Consider the following 18,095-nt stretch of genomic DNA (forward strand, 5'->3'; position numbering starts at 1 on the left):
AACCTGTTAGGAGCTCTTAAAGAGCTGACAGGGTGGGCCTCCCTTTGGGTATTGAGGCGATCAATTTTTGCGTATAAGCGCTTTGCGGATGCTCATAAATAACATCTGCAGGTCCGCTTTCTTCAATTTTACCCTTATTCATCACCAGGATACGGTCGCTGAAATAACGCACCACCGCCAGGTCGTGACTGATAAAAATGATGGTAAAGCCCAACTCCTTCTTAAGATCATTCAGCAGGTTCAGCACCTGCGCCTGTACGCTCACATCCAGCGCGGAAACGGATTCATCGCAAATAATAAAAGAAGGCTTCACCGCTAGTGCCCGCGCAATCACGATCCGCTGGCGCTGCCCCCCGCTAAATTCATGCGGATAGCGTTCATAATGCTCCGGCAGCAGTCCCACTTTCAACAACAGTTCTTCCACCCGTTTTCTTCGTTGCGCCCCATTCTTTTCAATTCCATAAACTTTTAGGGGCTCTTCTATAGCATCTCCAATCTTTTCTCTTGGGTTTAATGATGAATAGGGATCCTGGAAAACGATCTGTAATTGTTTCCGTAATTCGCGCAGTTCTTCTTTTTTGAACAGCAGCATATTGTTGCCCTGGTATACGATACTACCAGCCGTTGCCGGTATTAAGCGCAGCAAAGCCCTTCCCAACGATGTTTTTCCGCAACCGCTTTCTCCCACCAGGCCCAGGGTTTCATTTTCATACACTTCAAAGCTAACATCGTTCACTGCCTTTGTATAGCTAACCGGTTTGCCCAACCAGGTTTTTTCCTTAGGGAACCACACTTCCAGGTTTTCAACTTTTAATAAAACAGCGTCTGCATCAATTTTTAGCAACTTTTCTTTTTCCTGACGGATCATTTTTCCCTGCGGCTGCTTTTCGTCCATAAAATCGCTGACCACAGGCAGCCGGTCTCCCCGCCTATGATTTACCGGCCGGCAAGCCAACAAGGCTTTTGTATAGGGATGCTGCGGGTGCTGAAAAATTGTTGCCACGGGGCCTTCTTCCATTATTGCCCCTTTATATAATACCACGGCACGGTCAGCTATTTCAGCCACCACCCCCAGGTCATGAGTAATAAAAATGACCCCCATTCCCGTTTCTTTTTGCAATGTTTTAATCAGTTGCAATACCGTTTTCTGCACTGTTACATCCAGGGCTGTTGTGGGCTCATCGCAGATCAGCAATTCCGGTTTGCAACACATCGCCATGGCGATCATCACCCGCTGCTTTTGCCCGCCGCTCAACTGATGGGGGTATCGTTGATAAATCCCCTCCGGATCCGGTAGCTGCACCCGTTCAAACCATTGGATGGCCTGCGTTTTAGCAGTTTCTTTGGACACCTGGTGATGCGCGCGGATGGCTTCTGCCACCTGGTTGCCACAGGTATAAACCGGGTTTAGCGAAGTCATGGGCTCCTGGAAGATCATGGAAATGGCATTCCCCCTTATTTCCTGCAACTGTTCCGACGTTGCTTTTAAAAGATCAATGGGTGAACCATTTTCCCTGTGGTAGAGAATTGAACCACTTACGTATTTGGCCGGAGGCGTGGGAATCAATCGCAGGATGGAAAGGGAAGTAACCGATTTCCCGGAACCCGATTCCCCCACTAATGCTACGATCTCTCCTTTTTTTATTTCGACAGAGATGTCTTTTAATGCATGATTGGTGCGTTCATCCGATACAAAGTCTACCGAAAGATGCTGAATATCCAGTAAAACCCGCTGCATTATTGAATAACTTTAATCGTTAACCGTTTTTCGGGGGTTGGATAATAGGCCATACACACCGCACAGTTTTGCCCTTTTTCTTCCGGGATTATTTCAAAATAAAAAGTATCGCCCTGTTTCAGGGTCGATGGGAAATTACAGGGGTTGGTGATCGCAAATGCTTTCTTATAAGTTTTTTTGGTTTGTGGGTTGGTCCAGGTGGCGGCTACCAGTGCCGGATCAATGGCCCCTTCAATAACAGAAAAAGTATAATTGGAGCAAAGACCTGCTACTTCAAAACGCGCTTTGTAGCGATGGCCGGCACCGCCAGACATTTTTGGCGAGCAAGAGCTATATGCTGCAATGGCAATTACTAAAGCAATAAAAATCCCTGGTTTCTTTTTCATTTGTTTGATTTTTGGTTAAAAGTAGGTGCTATTATCTTCACCCTCGTCCCGAACGAATCCCGCGAAGCGGGAAGCAGAGGGGATCTTGTCCCAGAATAATTAGATTTTCCCTCATTCCGCTTTGCGGAATTCGTCAAAATGACGGAGCCTTTGAATGTTTCTTTATCATTGAGCGCTGCATGACTTCAATTATTTATGTTTGCTTAAAACCGCAAATGCCGTACGGTTTGCCCGTTATTGATCAGTTGCTTTAAAGAATCAATCCCGATCTTAAGATGATTTTCCACATATTTGGCCGTCACTTTTTTATCGCTTTCCGCTGTTTTTACCCCGTCGGGGATCATGGGTTGATCGCTCACCAGCAATAATGCTCCTGTAGGGATCTTATTATAAAATCCTACAGTAAATATAGTCGCCGTTTCCATATCAACCGCGTAGGCTCTTATTTTTTGCAGGTAGGCTTTAAATTCCTCATCATGCTCCCAAACCCGTCGGTTGGTGGTATAAACCGTGCCCGTCCAATAATCCGTTTTTGCTTCGCGAATAGTGGTACTCACGGCCTTCTGTAACGCAAAGGCCGGCAACGCAGGCACTTCCCCCGGGAAATAATCATCGGAGGTCCCTTCTCCCCGTATCGCCGCTATGGGTAAAATAAGATCGCCCACATTATTGCGTTTCTTCAGGCCGCCGCATTTCCCCAGGAACAAAACTGCCTTGGGCGCTATCGCCGTAAGGAGGTCCATGATCGTAGCCGCCGTGGGGCTGCCCATCCCAAAATTAATAATGGTGATATCGCCGGCTGTAGCGCATTGCATGGGCTTGTCTTTTCCTATTACTTCTACTTTATTCCACTCTGCAAACAGGTTTACATAGTTGCTGAAATTGGTCAGCAGAATATACTCCCCAAAATTTTTCAGATTCTCTCCGGTATAACGGGGCAGCCAGTTCTTTACAATTTCCTCTTTTGTTTTCATCCGCACTTCACAATTAAATATTCAATATTTTACATTTCAGAGCTAAATTAACCTTTATTTTTGGTTCTATGATTCCTGTCCGATATCCCCCACCTGATTTTCGTATTGAGACGCGGAACGGACAGCCCTGTATTTTTGACCCGCTCAGAAAAAAATGGCTGGTACTGCAGGAAGAGGAATGGATCCGACAGAATTTTATCCAATACCTGTTAAAGGAAATGCATTATCCCCGGGATCTTATTGCTCTTGAAAAAGAAATAAAACTGGGACCGCTCAGGAAACGTTTCGATATTTTGGTGTTTGACCCGCAACATCAACCCTGGATGCTCATCGAATGCAAGGCGCCCCAGGTGCCTTTAAGCGACGCTGTGTTTAGCCAGGTGCTACGTTATCACATCACCCTGCCGGCCCGGTATCTCATCATTACGAATGGCAACGCAACGATGGGCTGGGAAAAGGAAAACAACCAACTCAGGGAAATTGAACTTTTACCTGAATTTTTCGCTGACCACTAATTCTTTCGTTCCATGGGAGTAAGAATAAAAGCCTTCTCCCGATTTAACACCCCGCTTTCCCGAAGCCACCATATTTACCAATAAGGGGCAGGGCGCATATTTCGGATTGCCAAACCCGTTATGCAATACCGTAAGGATCGACAGGCATACATCCAATCCAATAAAATCTGCCAGTTGCAAAGGGCCCATTGGATGTGCCATACCCAGCTTCATAATAGTATCGATAGCATCCACCTTTGCCACACCTTCATACAAACTATAGATCGCCTCGTTGATCATAGGCATCAGGATCCGGTTGGCTACAAAACCAGGGTAGTCGTTGGCGAGCGCCGGTATCTTGCCCAGCTTCTTACTAAGCGCCACGATCGTTTCTGAAACGGCGTCACTGGTAGCATAGCCGTTAATAACCTCTACCAGTTGCATCACCGGTACGGGGTTCATAAAATGCATTCCTATTACCCTTTCCTGCCGTTGGGTCACCGATGCAATTTTTGTAATGGATATGGACGAAGTGTTGGTTGCCAGGATGCATCCCTGCGGGGCTACAGCATCTATTTTTTTAAAGAGCTCCAGTTTCACAGACTCGTTTTCGGTAGCGGCTTCCACAACCAGGTTGGCGGCAGCAACGCCTGTTTCAACAGATGTTGCCGTTGTAATATTCCGTAAGGCCTCTTCCTTTTGCTGTGGGGTTATGATGGCTTTTGCCAACTGGCGGTCCAGGTTTTTTTCAATTGTTTGTACTGCCCGCTCCAGTTGTGCCGCAGCAACATCAACCAACACCACGGTATACCCGTTTTGGGCAAATACATGGGCAATACCATTACCCATCGTTCCGGCACCGATTACAGCAACATTTTTGATCATAAAAAAGATTTCAAAAAAAGCAAACCTACATGATTTTCCTTACCCCACATACATTCGTTAGGATCAATTTATGTAGGTTTGTGGATGTAATTCAGATAATGGAATCGTTCGGACTTTTTAATTCCCGCTGATAGGCGCAAATTGAAATATTGCGCGGCTATTCTCAGATTGGGGTTCAGCGACTGTCTGCGAATAAACTCAGCGCTTATCTGCGGGAAATCCAATAAAATGAAAGTTTAAACAAATTCGATAAAAAAACAATATGCAAAAGCTAAACAGGTTACTCTCGCTAATACTACTTCTGGCCATTGCAGTTCTTGTTTATTATTGGTATGCTGGTAAAAACACGGGCAATAGCAGGCCACAACCTGTAGTCCCGCAAAGGGTGAACGAAAGTCCGCCGGCCGTTACTCCGGCGCATACAGATCAGGGGGCTCAATCTATTGAGGCCCTTACAAAAGAAGCGGTAGTGGTACCTTATGTAAAACAAACAGGGCATTTGCCCGATTACTACATTACAAAAAGAGAAGCGCGTAATCAGGGCTGGGAACCGTCGTCCGGGAACTTGTGCAACGTGTTGCCAGGGAGGGCTATTGGCGGCGATCGCTTTTCCAACCGGGAGCGTGCGCTTCCGGAAAAAGAAGGAAGGAAATGGTTTGAAGCGGATATCAATTTCAGTTGTGGCAGACGCAACGCGGACCGGCTGCTATTCTCCAATGACCGCCTGGTGTTTGTAACAAAAGATCATTACCAAACCTTCCAGCAAAAATAAAATTATATGAAAGAAGTATCGTTCGACTTTGACCGGATCGGCACCGAAGCGGATTTCTACAAAACGGCGGCCCACTCACTAGGCCTCCCAGACCATTTTGGCGATAACCTGGATGCATTGTGGGATGTATTGACCGGCGCTATCCAACTACCGGTAGCAGTCCGGTTTATAAATTTGACCCTTGGACAACTGGATAAATTTGGTGCTCTTATCCAGGTCTTTGAAGATGCGCAGGATGAATTGGGCGATGATTTCAGTTTCGAATATTATCTGAAGAAGCCGTAAAGCAAGGACGCTTCACGTTTCACTAATTGTTATTCTTAAAATCTCCGCGTTTCCATGCCTTAATAAATTCGGACCAGGCCGCCGGGTTAAAGATATTCATCGGTGGCAACTGCCCCTGGTACCGCGCTTTTTGGGAGATCATATTCAACTGCTGGTTGCTTGCTTCACGTCCATCAAACGGGGTCCTTCGCACCAGTTTCCGTTGCATTTCCTTTGTATTATTTTTCCGGAGAATCTCCATTTCATCCTCCGCCACTTTTACATTTACAAAGTCGCGCGCAAACTGCTCTGGCGTTGGCCGGGGCCTTATTATTACAGCGGGCAGGTAGCTGGTATCCCCTGTCAACAAAACCACCATATTATATTGGTCCCCCTTAAGATCTTTGGGGATCTGCTTTACAAGCGGTTTATAACTCACATGAGAGAACTCGATCACATCTCCCTTTAGAGCAGCTATTGAAAAAACACCATCACCATTGCTTATGGTGCCCCTGTTGGTGCCTTTTACCGTTACACTTACGGAAGGAACACCATACAGACTGTCGGAGGTCATGATAATACCAAATAACTGGATCACGGAATCGCGGGCTTTCTCAAACTGGGCGTGTGCAGTTGATGGCAGTAGGAAGACAGCTATAATAAAAACGACTACAAGTTTTTTCACCATTCAAAAATAAGCAGCTGAATGTTAATAAAGACAACAAAATGCCCCCCAGTATGTTTAACTTTGGGGATTAAATTGAATTTAACATAAGCTTTAGCAAATAAATGACAAAAGAATTAGTTTTAAAGGCCTTGGCCAGCGTATTTATTCCAGGATCAAACAAGGACATCGTATCGTTGGATATGATCCGGGATTTGATAATTGAAAAATATTATATCTCGTTTAATATACAGTTGCCTTCAGATAATCCGCAGCTCAGGGATAAAGTAAAAGAAGATTGTTTGCATGCCATCAAATCGCAGGTGAATGAAAAAGCCATTGTAAAAGTAGGATTTGGCGCTGCAACAATAAAAGCGCAAGCCCAGGCAGCACCGCCCCCCAGGGCCTTGCCGGGCGTTAAACATGTAATTGCAGTAGTGAGTGGGAAAGGGGGTGTTGGGAAAAGTACCGTGGCCGCCAACCTGGCGCTGGCGCTGGCCCAAACGGGCGCGGCTGTTGGACTGATGGATGCCGACATCTACGGTCCCAGTGTGCCTATCATGTTTGGAGTAAGAGGCGAACGGCCCATGATGCGCGATGTAAATGGAAAAGGCATGATCGTTCCGCTGGAACGTTTCGGTATAAAATTATTAAGCATCGGTTTGCTGGTGGACGAAAGCAAGGCGGTGGTATGGCGGGGACCGATGGCCAGCAGTGCCATCAAACAATTTGTTACCGATGTAGACTGGGGCAATCTGGATTACCTGATTGTGGACATGCCCCCCGGCACCGGGGACATTCATTTAACACTGATGCAGATCGCCAATGTTAGCGGTGTTGTTATTGTAAGCACCCCGCAGGACGTGGCGCTGGCTGATGCAAAAAAGGGAATCGCCATGTTTGGCCAGGCACAACTCAATGCACCGATCATTGGCCTGGTGGAGAATATGAGCTATTTTACTCCTACAGAATTACCCGAAAATAAATATTACATTTTTGGAAAAGAAGGTGGTAGGCGACTGGCAAGCGAATACGACCTTCCCTTCCTGGGAGAGATCCCGTTAGTACAAGGCATCCGCGAAGGCGGCGACCAGGGCATTCCGGTAATGATGAGCGACGATGAAGTTACCAAAGCGGCATTTAAAGCCTTTGCCAGACAGGTGGTGCATTTTTCGGAAAAGAACGCTTCAAAAAGATAAACTATTCAGGTGATCTGTTTCTTGTTTAATTTCAGGATATCCATTTATGAATATTGCATTGCTTCTTAAAAAATATGCAGCACTGATCGTAGGTGCCGGATTCCTGTTATTGGGACTACTGACACTCGCAAAACTATTTAACGATCTGTCCCGAAATGCGGGCGTTGCCATGATTGTGATAGGAATAGCAACTATTATTTACTATTTATTCAGGAAAAATTAGCGCGCACACAATGAAGGCTCGTAGTCCTATTCATTGTGTGCATTTATGCAGATGGCACCCGAAAGTTTTGTTATTATGAATTTCGATCTTTTTGATTCCATCTTATTCTGTATGCAATTACGTTAATACAGATTACAAGTACCACCAGGAAGACTTGAAAGCTATAGGTAACGTTTTCCTGATAAATAACCGGTATAAGATGCCTGGTAATAAAATCTTCTTTATAAGTTGACAATCCCGCGTGTTGCCCAAAATAATTTTCAAGCGTTGTAAGAGGGCATACCACACCAGGCGACAGTTCCGCATATATAGCCCAAGCAAGTGCTCCAAAATGTACTATTGCAACCCAGCGATTTTTATGCGCAAAAAAACCACCTATAATAACAAATAAAATAAATAACAGATGAAAAACTACGGTGAGCTGCGTTAAGAACAGGTACATGTATTTACTCATCCGAAAAGTTTTTGCCTATTCTAAAAACAATCCGTTTCGCTCCGTTGGGCGGGAAAGGGTCGATCTCTCTAAAATGCTTTTACGCTCAAAGACCCAGCACATCCTTCATCGTAAACACACCCTTTTTATCTTTTATGTATTCAGCAGCCAGCGCGGCTCCCAGGGCAAATCCTTTGCGGTTATGCGCCGTATGGGTTATGGATATGTCGTCGATCTCGGAGGAATAGGTGGTAGTATGGGTTCCCGGTACGGTGCCGATCCGTTTACTAACGATCAATAATTCATCTGCCGCAGGCAGCACATCATTTACCCATTTTTTCTTTTCAGGATACACTTCCTGCACTTGTTCTGCTAAGGTAATAGCGGTACCGCTGGGTGCATCCCGCTTTTCTGTATGGTGAATTTCTTCAAGGCTCACTTTATAATCGGAGTGCGGATGCATTAACGCCGCCAGTTTTTTATTGAGCTCAAAAAACAGGTTCACGCCGATACTGAAATTACTGGCATATAAAAAACTCCCGTTATGCGCTTTGATCTCCTGCTGCAGTTCCGGCATACGCTCCAGCCATCCGGTGGAACCGCTTACAACGGGCACGCCAAACCGGATCAGCTTGATTAAATTATCAAACGCAGTGTGCGGACCGGTAAACTCGATCGCCACATCCGCTTTCTTTAAATTGTCGGCCGTAAGCTCGTCTGTGTTGTGCGCGTCAATCTTTAGCACTATTTCATGCTGGCGCTCCAAAGCGATCGCTTCAATTGCTTTGCCCATTTTTCCGTATCCGATCAATGCGATCTTCATAATCTTATTATTTACGATGTATATAAATAAAAACCATATAGCCGGGAAGTCGGAAAGACGGGAGGCATATACATTCAAGTACTTTTGATTTACCGTCTTACCGCCTTACCGGCAAAAAACACCATTAAACCTTCAAGAACTAAATTGCTCACTTAAACTGCAGCGCCACCGCGAAACCCATCCGGGTATTAATATCCGGCGGTGGCGGGCTCAGTTTTAATGCCAGCTTGGGCGAAATATCAAAAGTGCTCAAATGCGCATCCACCGTTGCATCCACCACATTTAACGCCCAGGCTATAACAAAAAATACCGCAGAATAATCCACGTTGCGCCGGTATTGATCCCGGTTATTGCGCATTACGTTTATACTTTGATTCACATCTGTGCCCTGAAAAAATACTCTTTGTATCTGGCTGTTGAGGTTATGGTACCCCGTGCTGTCATTTTTTTGTATGATATTATACCCAACGATCACCCCATTGCGGAAACGTTTATACCACACAAGATTATCAATAAAAAAACCAGCGGTTATGCCCAGCCCTGCGTAAACAATCGGTACCTTCCATACCCTGCGGTTATATATCTGGCCCCACCCCGGTAAAACCGCTGAACGAAAAGCAGCTTTTCCCGGGTTCCGGTACCGCGGGTCTTTTCTGGCAACCGTATCCACATAAGTATCCTTTGGGGGTTTTACCCTGGCTTTTTTTTGAGGGATGCTATCTTTTACCTCCGGGGTTTTATGCAATACGGCAATGGAGTCTGTTGTTTGGGCAGCAAGGCCTAAACCCAGACCAGCAAAGAAAAACAGCAGTAGTACTATCTTGTTCAGCAATTGCATCCTGCAAATAAAACGTTATTTAATCTACCGATACGTTAAAGTTGTGCAGCAGCTTATTTAATTCCTCAACCGAATAATAATCAAAAGTAACCTGCCCGCTGCCGTTATTACTGTGTTTGAGCTTTACACGGGTTTCAAACTGCGAGGCCAGCTTATCCTCGATCCGCTGAAAAGAAGCCGAAAGACCTCCCCTGCTGACAGGCTTTTTGGCCGTTCCGGCCTGTTTGTACAGGTTGCGCACCAGGGCTTCAGTCTGACGAACGGAGAGCCCTTTATCTTTTATTTCACGGAAAATGAATAATTGTTTTTCAACCGTATCCACGTTAATAATGGCACGGGCATGTCCCATGGATAATTCGCCACTGCGCACGGCAAGCTGAATATCCGGCGGCAACTTTAATAAACGGATAAAATTGGCCACGGTGCTGCGGTCCTTGCCCATACGTTCTGCAACCTGGTCCTGGGAATAATCCAGCTCATCCATCATGCGTTTATAGCTCAACGCCACCTCCACTGCATTCAGGTCTTCCCGCTGCAGGTTTTCCAGCAACGCCAGTTCCAGCAACTGCGCATCATTGGCCTGCCGCACATATGCCGGCACATCCACCAGTCCGGCCATTTTAGATGCCCGCAAACGGCGTTCCCCGGCAATCAACCGGTATTTGCCCGTTGCCATTTTGGAAACCGTCAATGGCTGAATAATGTCGTGGAGCTTTATGGATTCAGACAGTTCTTTCAGCGCCTGCACATCAAAATCGCGTCGGGGCTGTTTGGGGTTTACCTCAATATCAGTTACCGGGATCCTTAAAATATTCGTTGCGGTTTCCACAACAGTTTTCTTCAACTGTTCCCCTGCAGGTGTACTGCTTTTTAGTTCTGCGTCAATACTTCCCAGCAGGGAGCGGATCCCCTTCCCTAGTGCATCTTTATTGGGTTTAACTGTTGCCATGGTTTGTTTAAGGTTCAACGTTTAAAGTTCAAGGTTTAAGGTTCAATGTTGCTGTTTTAACCTTGAACATTGAACTTTAAACAATCTTCTATTCAATTATTTTGTCTTCGTTCGCGATCTTGGTCATATCATTTTTCTGCAAAATTTCTTTTGCCAGGTTCAGATAATTCAATGCGCCTTTACTGGCAGCATCATAAAGGATCGCCGGTTTGCCAAAGCTGGGGGCCTCACTCAGTTTGGAATTGCGATGAATGATCGTGTCAAACACTTTATCTTCAAAATGACGGCGCACTTCGCTCACCACCTGGTTACAAAGACGCAGGCGACTGTCGTACATCGTCATCAAAATACCTTCAATTACCAATTCTGTATTTAACCGGCTTTGCACGATCTTGATGGTGTTCAACAATTTACCCAGTCCCTCCAGGGCAAAAAATTCGCATTGCACAGGCACTACAACCGAATCGGCCGCGGTAAGGGCATTTACCGTAATCAAACCCAAAGAGGGCGAACAGTCGATCACAATAAAGTCATATTCATCTCTGACAGCCTCCAAAATACCTTTTAATACTGCTTCCCGGTTAGGGTAATTGATCATTTCGATCTCCGCCCCTACCAGGTCAATGTGCGAAGGGATCAGGTCCAGGTTGGGAATCTCGCTTTTTAGCGTCACCTCCTTTGCAGGCGCCTGGTTGGCCATACAGTCGTAAAGGCTATGGGTAATATTCTGCAATTCAAATCCTACGCCAGTGGTGCTGTTCGCCTGCGGGTCTGCATCCACCAACAGGGTTTTATATTCCAGCACCGCAAAACTTGCTGCCAGGTTAATAGCTGTTGTTGTTTTACCCACACCGCCTTTCTGATTTGCTACGCCGATTACTTTTGCCATAGTTCTATTGATTCTGTATCCAAATGAGTGCTGAATATTCCAATTAAGCAAATGTAAAGTATTTGCATTCTTAAATTCCATAAAAAGCCATTTCAATCATTTTATCCACATTTATTTAGCTTTGGTTTATTAAAAAATTGCTTTTATGCGCAATGCTTCAATGTGGTGGGTCATGATCTTGATAATGCTTTTGATTGACCTGTATATATTTATAGCGGTACGTTCCTCTTTGTTTGGCTATTCCACGCATCGCAACCGGGTCATTTTTGCCGGCATTTATTGGCTGGTGACGGCGTTATCCTTTAGCGTTATCCTGGTTGTTCCCCGTTTACCGGCCTCCGGCGCCGGCCAATTGGGCCGAAGCGTGCTTTTTACCATTGTTTTCGCCCTGTTCCTGGCTAAACTACTGGCCGCGGTGTTTTTTCTGGTAGATGACCTGCGCAGGGTTGCACAATGGGCGGCAGGCAAATTATTTTCTGCCAATAACGAAGTGAGCGAGGTTTCGGGTGCCGACAGCGACACCATTTCCCGCTCGGGCTTTCTGACCTGGCTGGGCATAGCGGCCGGTGGCACGCTGTTCTCTAGTCTTATTTATGGATTCAGTAATAAATACAATTATAAAATAAAAAAGGTGGCGCTTTCCTTTCCCAATCTGCCGGAGGCCTTTAAGGGATTTAAAATGATCCAGCTCTCGGATATTCACAGCGGAAGTTTTACCAATAAGGCGGCCGTTAACCGGGGCATTGATATGATCCTGAAGGAAAATGCCGATCTGATCCTCTTTACCGGCGACCTGGTGAACAATATGGCTGTTGAGATGAAGGAGTACATCGATACCTTTAGCAGGCTGAAAGCCCCAATGGGTGTGTATTCCACGTTAGGGAATCATGACTATGGCGACTATCATTCCTGGAGCAGCGCCGAAGAAAAAAAGGCCAACCTGGACCATCTGAAAGCCGTTCACGGGCAAATGGGCTGGCGCTTATTGCTGGATGAGCACCTGCCCCTGGAAAAAAACGGGGCGCAGATAGGGTTGATCGGGGTGCAGAATATCAGCGGGAAAGCCCGGTTTCATTCTTATGGAAATATGGCGGAAGCCATGAAGGGGGCGGAGAATTATCCTTTTAAGATCCTGATGAGCCACGATCCGTCACACTGGGATAGTGAGGTCAATAAAAAATATCCCGATGTAGACCTGATGCTGAGCGGCCATACCCATGGTATGCAGTTTGGAGTAGAAATACCCGGCTTACGCTGGAGCCCCGTACAATACGTTTATAAACAATGGGCCGGTTTATATGAAAAAGGGCATCAAAAACTATATGTAAACCGGGGTTATGGCTTTATTGGATACCCGGGCAGGGTGGGTATCCTGCCGGAGATCACGGTATTTGAGCTTACATAACGTAAAGTTCCGGCAGATTTTCGCAGATCAGCATACACCGCAGATTAGTTTTTCTGCGCCAATCAGCGAAAAAAGCTGCGATTATCTGCGGGAGTATGTCAAAAATTAATCCCCCTTATAAAAAATTTCATACTACTTTTAGTCTCAAAATTTACTTAAAGAATTGATAATGAACCATTCAAAAAAGATCCTCTTCGTCTTCGCCCTCCTGGCCTGCTATTGTATCAGTAACGCCCAGTTTCACCTCGGTGTAAAAGTGGGAACCAATCTTACCAAGATAGACGGTAAGTCATTTAATGAAGAATTTAAGTTTAATTACCTGGCAGGCGCTTTTGCTGAAATTGGCGCAGGCAAAAAATTCAGTGTTAATCCGGAGTTGCTTTTTAGTCAGACCACAGCCACTGTATCTGATAATTATAATGACCCGCTGCACCCGTTCAGCACCAGCCAGACCAAGGCCAAGCTGAATTATTTATCGATCCCCATCCTGCTGGATTACAAATTAGCCGGCCCCCTGCACCTCCAGGCCGGGCCGCAGTTCAGCATCGCCACCAGCAAGGATAAAACCCTGTTGCAGGAAGGCGGGGACGCTTTTACAAGCGGCGATTTTTCCTTTGTAGCCGGGATTCAGCTAAAAGTAATGAAGTTCCGCGTCTCCGGGCGGTATGTAGCGGGCATGAGCAATATCAATGATATTAACAAGTCGGAAAAATGGAAAAGCCAGGCCATACAGGTAGCAGTGGGCTTCGCGATCTTTTAAACGGATCTCCTCATTTCCTATTTTCAATTTGAAATTTCTGATTTGCGGCTAACGTTGCTGCAACAGGTACATATTCTGTTTGATGTTTCGCGTTTGACGTTAGCCCGTTTCAGTGTTCAGTTTGCATTTTCTGGTTGGATGTCCTTGTATTGAGCATTACGCGTTATGCGTTACACATTGAGCCTTTAGCATTTGACATTTTTCTCAAATAAATCCGGCCGGGGAAGCACAGTATCTTCCCCGGTTTTTTTATTTTCGCCGGTGAAAATTGACAATCTTGCACCCATTTACATTGTGGCACCACTATTGTCCTATTCTGTCATTCGAAAATAAATCACTGGCGTTGCCCGCGGGCAGTGTCAGTTTGTCCTGTTATATACAATTATGAAATTTGAAATAAACCTGAAGCCGGAAGACGAAATGGATTTCATGCCAATTATTCCGCTGAACGAAAGTGAGGGAGATGAGCACCTGGATGAGTTGCCGGACGAGATAGCATTATTACCCTTAAGAAATACTGTTTTATTCCCCGGCGTTGTTTTACCCATTACCGTGGGAAGAGATAAAAGCATTCTGGCCGTAAATGAGGCTTATAAAGGCAATAAATTCATTGGCGTAGTGGCCCAAAAAGACAGCAACCAGGAAAATCCGGAGCCCGCCGATCTGGAGCCGGTAGGGACCGTTGCAAAAGTGATCAAATTAATCAAAATGCCGGACGGCGGCACCACCGTTATTATACAAGGCCGCAGCAAATTCGCGATTGAAAGTATTACCACCAGCGACCCCTATTTCAAGGCAACCATCAAACGCATCGTTGACGCGGAAGCGCCGGTTGATGCAGATTTTGAAGCCCATATCGCCAATATTAAAGACCTGGCCACCAATATCATTCAGCAATCGCCCAATATCCCTTCTGAAGCATCGATCATCCTGAAAAATATTGAAAAGCCTTCTTTCCTGATCCATTTTGTAAGCAGTAACCTGAATACCACAATGGAGGAAAAACAGCGTTTGCTGGAGATCACGGATATACGGGAGCGCGCCGCCAACCTGATGCAGTTATTGCAAAAGGAACTACAGTTTGTAGAGCTCAAAAACAAAGTAACCAACAAAACCCGTACGGAGCTGGATAAACAGCAGCGGGAATACTTTTTACAACAACAACTAAAAAGTATTAAAGAAGAGCTGGGTGGTGATACCAACAGCCAGGAAATAAAGGAAATGCAAAAAAAGGCCGAAACAAAAAAATGGCCGGAAACTGCCAAAGAAGCCTTCAAAAAAGATATTGAAAAACTGGAGCGGATGCACCCCAGCACGCCGGATTATTCAGTGATCTACAACCATGTGGATTTTTTGCTGGACCTGCCCTGGGAGGAATATACCGAAGATCATTACGATCTGAAAAATGCGAAACAGACACTGGATCACGATCATTACGGCATGGCCAGGATCAAAGAGCGCATCCTGGAATACCTGGCCGTATTGAAATTAAAGGGAGATATGAAAAGCCCGATACTTTGTTTCCTGGGCCCTCCGGGGATCGGAAAAACTTCATTGGGCAAAAGTATTGCCGGCGCGTTGGGACGTAAGTATATCCGTTTAAGCCTGGGTGGGCTGCACGATGAAAGTGAGATCCGCGGTCATCGTAAAACTTATATCGGTGCCATGCCCGGCCGCATCCTGCAATCGCTCAGAAAAGTAAAAAGCAGTAATCCTGTAATTGTGCTGGACGAGATCGATAAAGTAGGCAATGATATGCGTGGCGATCCCAGCAGCGCCCTGCTGGAAGTATTGGACCCGGAACAAAACAACACTTTTTACGATAATTACCTGGAGCTGGAATATGACCTCAGCAAGGTGCTGTTCATCGCTACGGCCAATAATATCCAAACTATACAACCCGCGCTGCGCGACCGTTTGGAGATCATTGACCTGAGCGGATATGCTATTGAAGAAAAAATTGAAATTGCCAAGCGGCATTTAATCCCCAAGCAAAAGGAATTGCACGGGCTTGCGAAAAACAATATCCGTTTTTCCGACAAAGTGCTGGCGCAGCTTATCGCCGATTATACCCGCGAAAGCGGCGTGCGGGAGCTGGATCGTGTGCTGGCAAGCGTGATGCGCAACCAGGCGAAAAAAGTAGCGATGGAAGAACCCTTAAAATCGCCTTTGACCGCCGAAGCCCTCGAGGAAATATTGGGCAAAGCCAAATACAACAATGATCTGTATAAAACGGTAAACCTGCCGGGCGTGGCCGTGGGTTTGGCCTGGACGTATGTTGGGGGAGATATTCTTTTTATTGAGTCCAGTCTCAGCGATGGAAAAGGCGAATTACACCTTACCGGCAACCTGGGCAATGTAATGAAGGAAAGCGCCACCACTGCATTAACCTACCTGAAATCAAACGCAGAAAAATATAAGATAGATCCTTCTTTATTTCAAAAGAAAAACCTGCACATACATGTTCCCGAAGGCGCTACGCCCAAAGACGGGCCCAGCGCGGGTATCACCATGATGACGTCTATAGCCTCGGCTTTATTGGGAAGAAAAGTAAAACCTTACCTGGCTATGACGGGCGAGATCACGTTGCGCGGACAGGTATTGCCGGTGGGCGGTATCAAAGAAAAAATTCTTGCCGCAAAAAGAGCCGGCTTAAAAGAAATTATTGTTTGCGCTCAAAACAGCAAGGATGTTTCCGAAGTGGAAGCCGGTTTTATTAAAGGACTTAAATTCCATTACGTAAACAAAATGGAAGAGGTGCTGCAAATCGCCCTGGGGCTTTAGCCTGGGTGCTTAAGCGCTGCAGCAAACGTATCATCATTCCGATGATACGTTTTTTTATTGATGAAACACCAGCACAAGCCTACCGTGCTCTATTTCCAGGTGTGCTATATTTGTTGCAGCATTGAACATTGGTTTTGTAAAAACAACTAATGAATAAGGATAGTTTAATTCAGTTCATACAACAGGTATTGCCAATGAGCCCGGTAAAAGTGGAGCAGTTGGTGGAAAATTTCAGGCCTATGCAAATTGAAAGAAACGGGCATATTCTGAAAGCGGGCAAAGTTTGCAATACCTCTCATTTCATTGAAAAGGGTATTATCCGATCTTACACTTATGACTTTGAGGGTAATGAAGTAACAACTGCATTTTATTTGAAAAACGATTTTGCGAGCGACCAGCTTTCCTTTTTTAAAAGAAGTCCGGCAAAAGAATACCTTCAGGCAATTACCGATTGTGAAACCTGGTATATTACTTATGAAAATATGCAGGCAGCCTTTCATGCCCTCCCTGAATTTCGTGAATTTGGACGATTGAATATTATTAGCTACTACGGTGATTTAAAGAACAGAATGTTGTCGATGTTGCAGGAAACGGCAGAGCAGCGCTACAGCAATTTGCTCCATTCGAGTCCGGAGCTCTTTCAAAACGTCCCTTTAAAATATATTGCCTCCTACTTGGGCATCACAGACACTTCGTTAAGCAGAATAAGAAAAGAATTTGCAAAGAAATAGTCCGCTGCTGATTTCTTGCCATTTGCTAAGTGCAAATGCTGTCATTTGAGCGTCCTTTGTTTTTTTATTAAAACAACCTATCAAATGACAAATCATGTATCAGACATGCCTTCCTGGGGCATCGTATTATTAATTGTAAGTTTTCTTTATTCCATTGTGTTTATCACCAAACCGGTAAGGCGGGCTGCGCTGCACGCAGGTATGACGCAGCAGCGGGCGGGAACTATTCAGGCGGGCATATTTGTCTTCTACCTGGTGTACCTGGCTTACGTTTCAGTGCTTTCGTTAAAAGGTATATTTGACGTTAATTCCATGCCTCCTAAAGTTATGATCTGGGCCGGTATGCCGTTAATGATTATCTTATTCGGGTTTATCGGAAATACCCCGTTATTTAAGCAATTACTCGGGGCAATTACATTAGAATCGCTGATCGCCGTTCATTTGTTCCGGCTCCTTGGTGTATTTTTTATTATACTTTATTGCTATCATCTTCTTCCTGCGGAATTTGCTTTCTCTGCCGGTCTGGGAGACATCATTACTGCAGTGCTGGCATTGCCGGTAGCAAGGATGGTTTCCAACGGTAAGTCATGGAAGTGGGCCGTTTATGCCTGGAGTATTTTTGGCATACTGGATATTATTGACCTGATGGTGATTGCAGCTATTACCGGCGCAAATGGAAATCTCCGGGAAATGACGGTATTTCCGTTTGTGTGGTTTCCTGCTTTTGCCCCGGCAACTATTTTATTTTTACACACTGCAGTTTTCAGGAAACTACATCAATTGAAAAAACAACAACAGGTTGATAAGGGCTAAAAACTGGTCATTTTGGGTTTCGTTTCGCCCAATATTAAAATTTAATTTATGGCCCATAAAAAGGGTAAGAC

Annotated in this window: 20 protein-coding genes; 10 read left to right on the forward strand and 10 right to left on the reverse strand. The window is 45.4% G+C overall.

The window, feature by feature from the left end; all coding sequences use genetic code 11:
* Window positions 1-16 precede the first annotated feature (16 nt).
* The 3 genes from NIASO_RS11080 to NIASO_RS11090 all read right to left on the reverse strand — a co-directional run bounded on the left by NIASO_RS11080 (window position 17) and on the right by NIASO_RS11090 (window position 3,098).
* The gene (locus NIASO_RS11080) at window positions 17-1,738 is read right to left on the reverse strand and encodes an ABC transporter ATP-binding protein (RefSeq protein WP_008585823.1); all 1,722 of its coding nucleotides are present in this window, start codon (window positions 1,736-1,738) and stop codon (window positions 17-19) included.
* On the reverse strand, window positions 1,738-2,124 hold the full coding sequence (locus NIASO_RS11085) for a hypothetical protein (RefSeq protein WP_008585825.1): 387 nt from the start codon (window positions 2,122-2,124) through the stop codon (window positions 1,738-1,740). Before NIASO_RS11085 ends, NIASO_RS11080 begins: the two co-directional genes overlap by 1 nt.
* A 203-nt stretch (window positions 2,125-2,327) precedes the next feature.
* Window positions 2,328-3,098: an AMP nucleosidase gene (locus tag NIASO_RS11090; RefSeq protein WP_008585827.1), complete on the reverse strand. Its 771-nt coding sequence runs from the start codon at window positions 3,096-3,098 to the stop codon at window positions 2,328-2,330.
* 68 nt (window positions 3,099-3,166) lie between these two features.
* Between NIASO_RS11090 and NIASO_RS11095 the strand changes: the two genes are divergently transcribed.
* A complete protein-coding gene (locus tag NIASO_RS11095) occupies window positions 3,167-3,613 on the forward strand; it encodes a type I restriction enzyme HsdR N-terminal domain-containing protein (protein ID WP_008585829.1) in 447 nt (148 codons plus the stop codon).
* On the opposite strand, the gene NIASO_RS11100 is transcribed toward NIASO_RS11095, so the two are convergent.
* On the reverse strand, window positions 3,587-4,477 hold the full coding sequence (locus tag NIASO_RS11100) for a 3-hydroxyacyl-CoA dehydrogenase NAD-binding domain-containing protein (protein WP_008585831.1): 891 nt from the start codon (window positions 4,475-4,477) through the stop codon (window positions 3,587-3,589). The genes NIASO_RS11095 and NIASO_RS11100 overlap by 27 nt on opposite strands.
* A gap of 262 nt (window positions 4,478-4,739) precedes the next feature.
* On the opposite strand from NIASO_RS11100, the gene NIASO_RS11105 reads away from it, so the two are divergent.
* A complete protein-coding gene (locus tag NIASO_RS11105; protein ID WP_008585833.1) occupies window positions 4,740-5,249 on the forward strand; it encodes a ribonuclease domain-containing protein in 510 nt (169 codons plus the stop codon).
* Between the two features lie 6 nt (window positions 5,250-5,255).
* On the forward strand, window positions 5,256-5,534 hold the full coding sequence (locus NIASO_RS11110) for a barstar family protein (RefSeq protein ID WP_008585834.1): 279 nt from the start codon (window positions 5,256-5,258) through the stop codon (window positions 5,532-5,534).
* A gap of 22 nt (window positions 5,535-5,556) precedes the next feature.
* On the opposite strand, the gene NIASO_RS11115 is transcribed toward NIASO_RS11110, so the two are convergent.
* Complete coding sequence (locus tag NIASO_RS11115) at window positions 5,557-6,201, reverse strand: carboxypeptidase-like regulatory domain-containing protein (protein ID WP_008585835.1); 645 nt, start codon at window positions 6,199-6,201, stop codon at window positions 5,557-5,559.
* Window positions 6,202-6,302: 101 nt separating this feature from the next.
* Between NIASO_RS11115 and NIASO_RS11120 the strand changes: the two genes are divergently transcribed.
* The gene (locus NIASO_RS11120; protein WP_008585836.1) at window positions 6,303-7,376 is read left to right on the forward strand and encodes an Mrp/NBP35 family ATP-binding protein; all 1,074 of its coding nucleotides are present in this window, start codon (window positions 6,303-6,305) and stop codon (window positions 7,374-7,376) included.
* A 46-nt stretch (window positions 7,377-7,422) separates the two neighbouring features.
* A complete protein-coding gene (locus tag NIASO_RS20210; RefSeq protein WP_008585837.1) occupies window positions 7,423-7,599 on the forward strand; it encodes a hypothetical protein in 177 nt (58 codons plus the stop codon).
* Window positions 7,600-7,672: 73 nt separating this feature from the next.
* Here the strand turns inward: NIASO_RS20210 and NIASO_RS11125 are convergent, their stop codons facing one another.
* From NIASO_RS11125 to NIASO_RS11145, 5 genes are all read right to left on the reverse strand, one after another.
* On the reverse strand, window positions 7,673-8,053 hold the full coding sequence (locus NIASO_RS11125; protein ID WP_008585838.1) for a DUF2784 domain-containing protein: 381 nt from the start codon (window positions 8,051-8,053) through the stop codon (window positions 7,673-7,675).
* 85 nt (window positions 8,054-8,138) lie between these two features.
* The gene (gene dapB / locus NIASO_RS11130) at window positions 8,139-8,855 is read right to left on the reverse strand and encodes a 4-hydroxy-tetrahydrodipicolinate reductase (RefSeq protein ID WP_008585845.1); all 717 of its coding nucleotides are present in this window, start codon (window positions 8,853-8,855) and stop codon (window positions 8,139-8,141) included.
* A gap of 148 nt (window positions 8,856-9,003) precedes the next feature.
* Entirely contained in the window at window positions 9,004-9,693 is a 690-nt protein-coding gene (locus tag NIASO_RS11135) for a DUF5683 domain-containing protein (RefSeq protein WP_008585847.1), read from the reverse strand.
* Window positions 9,694-9,712: 19 nt separating this feature from the next.
* Window positions 9,713-10,642 carry a ParB/RepB/Spo0J family partition protein gene (locus NIASO_RS11140; protein ID WP_008585849.1) on the reverse strand — a complete coding sequence of 310 codons (930 nt, stop codon included), beginning with the start codon at window positions 10,640-10,642 and terminating at the stop codon, window positions 9,713-9,715.
* An 88-nt stretch (window positions 10,643-10,730) separates the two neighbouring features.
* Window positions 10,731-11,531, reverse strand: coding sequence for a ParA family protein (locus NIASO_RS11145; RefSeq protein WP_025298890.1), 801 nt, complete (start codon window positions 11,529-11,531; stop codon window positions 10,731-10,733).
* Between the two features lie 145 nt (window positions 11,532-11,676).
* Between NIASO_RS11145 and NIASO_RS11150 the strand changes: the two genes are divergently transcribed.
* From NIASO_RS11150 to NIASO_RS11170, 5 genes are all read left to right on the forward strand, one after another.
* A complete protein-coding gene (locus NIASO_RS11150; RefSeq protein WP_008585853.1) occupies window positions 11,677-12,936 on the forward strand; it encodes a metallophosphoesterase in 1,260 nt (419 codons plus the stop codon).
* Between the two features lie 169 nt (window positions 12,937-13,105).
* Window positions 13,106-13,696, forward strand: coding sequence for a porin family protein (locus tag NIASO_RS11155; RefSeq protein ID WP_008585854.1), 591 nt, complete (start codon window positions 13,106-13,108; stop codon window positions 13,694-13,696).
* Between the two features lie 384 nt (window positions 13,697-14,080).
* Complete coding sequence (gene lon, locus NIASO_RS11160) at window positions 14,081-16,480, forward strand: endopeptidase La (RefSeq protein ID WP_008585856.1); 2,400 nt, start codon at window positions 14,081-14,083, stop codon at window positions 16,478-16,480.
* A gap of 149 nt (window positions 16,481-16,629) precedes the next feature.
* Window positions 16,630-17,211 carry a Crp/Fnr family transcriptional regulator gene (locus tag NIASO_RS11165; protein WP_008585857.1) on the forward strand — a complete coding sequence of 194 codons (582 nt, stop codon included), beginning with the start codon at window positions 16,630-16,632 and terminating at the stop codon, window positions 17,209-17,211.
* 84 nt (window positions 17,212-17,295) lie between these two features.
* Window positions 17,296-18,024, forward strand: a complete 729-nt coding sequence (locus NIASO_RS11170) for a hypothetical protein (protein ID WP_008585859.1) — start codon at window positions 17,296-17,298, stop codon at window positions 18,022-18,024.
* The last annotated feature ends 71 nt before the right edge of the window (window positions 18,025-18,095 follow it).

Origin of the sequence: Niabella soli DSM 19437 (assembly GCF_000243115.2) — a bacterium.
Classification (GTDB): Bacteria; Bacteroidota; Bacteroidia; order Chitinophagales; family Chitinophagaceae; genus Niabella; species Niabella soli.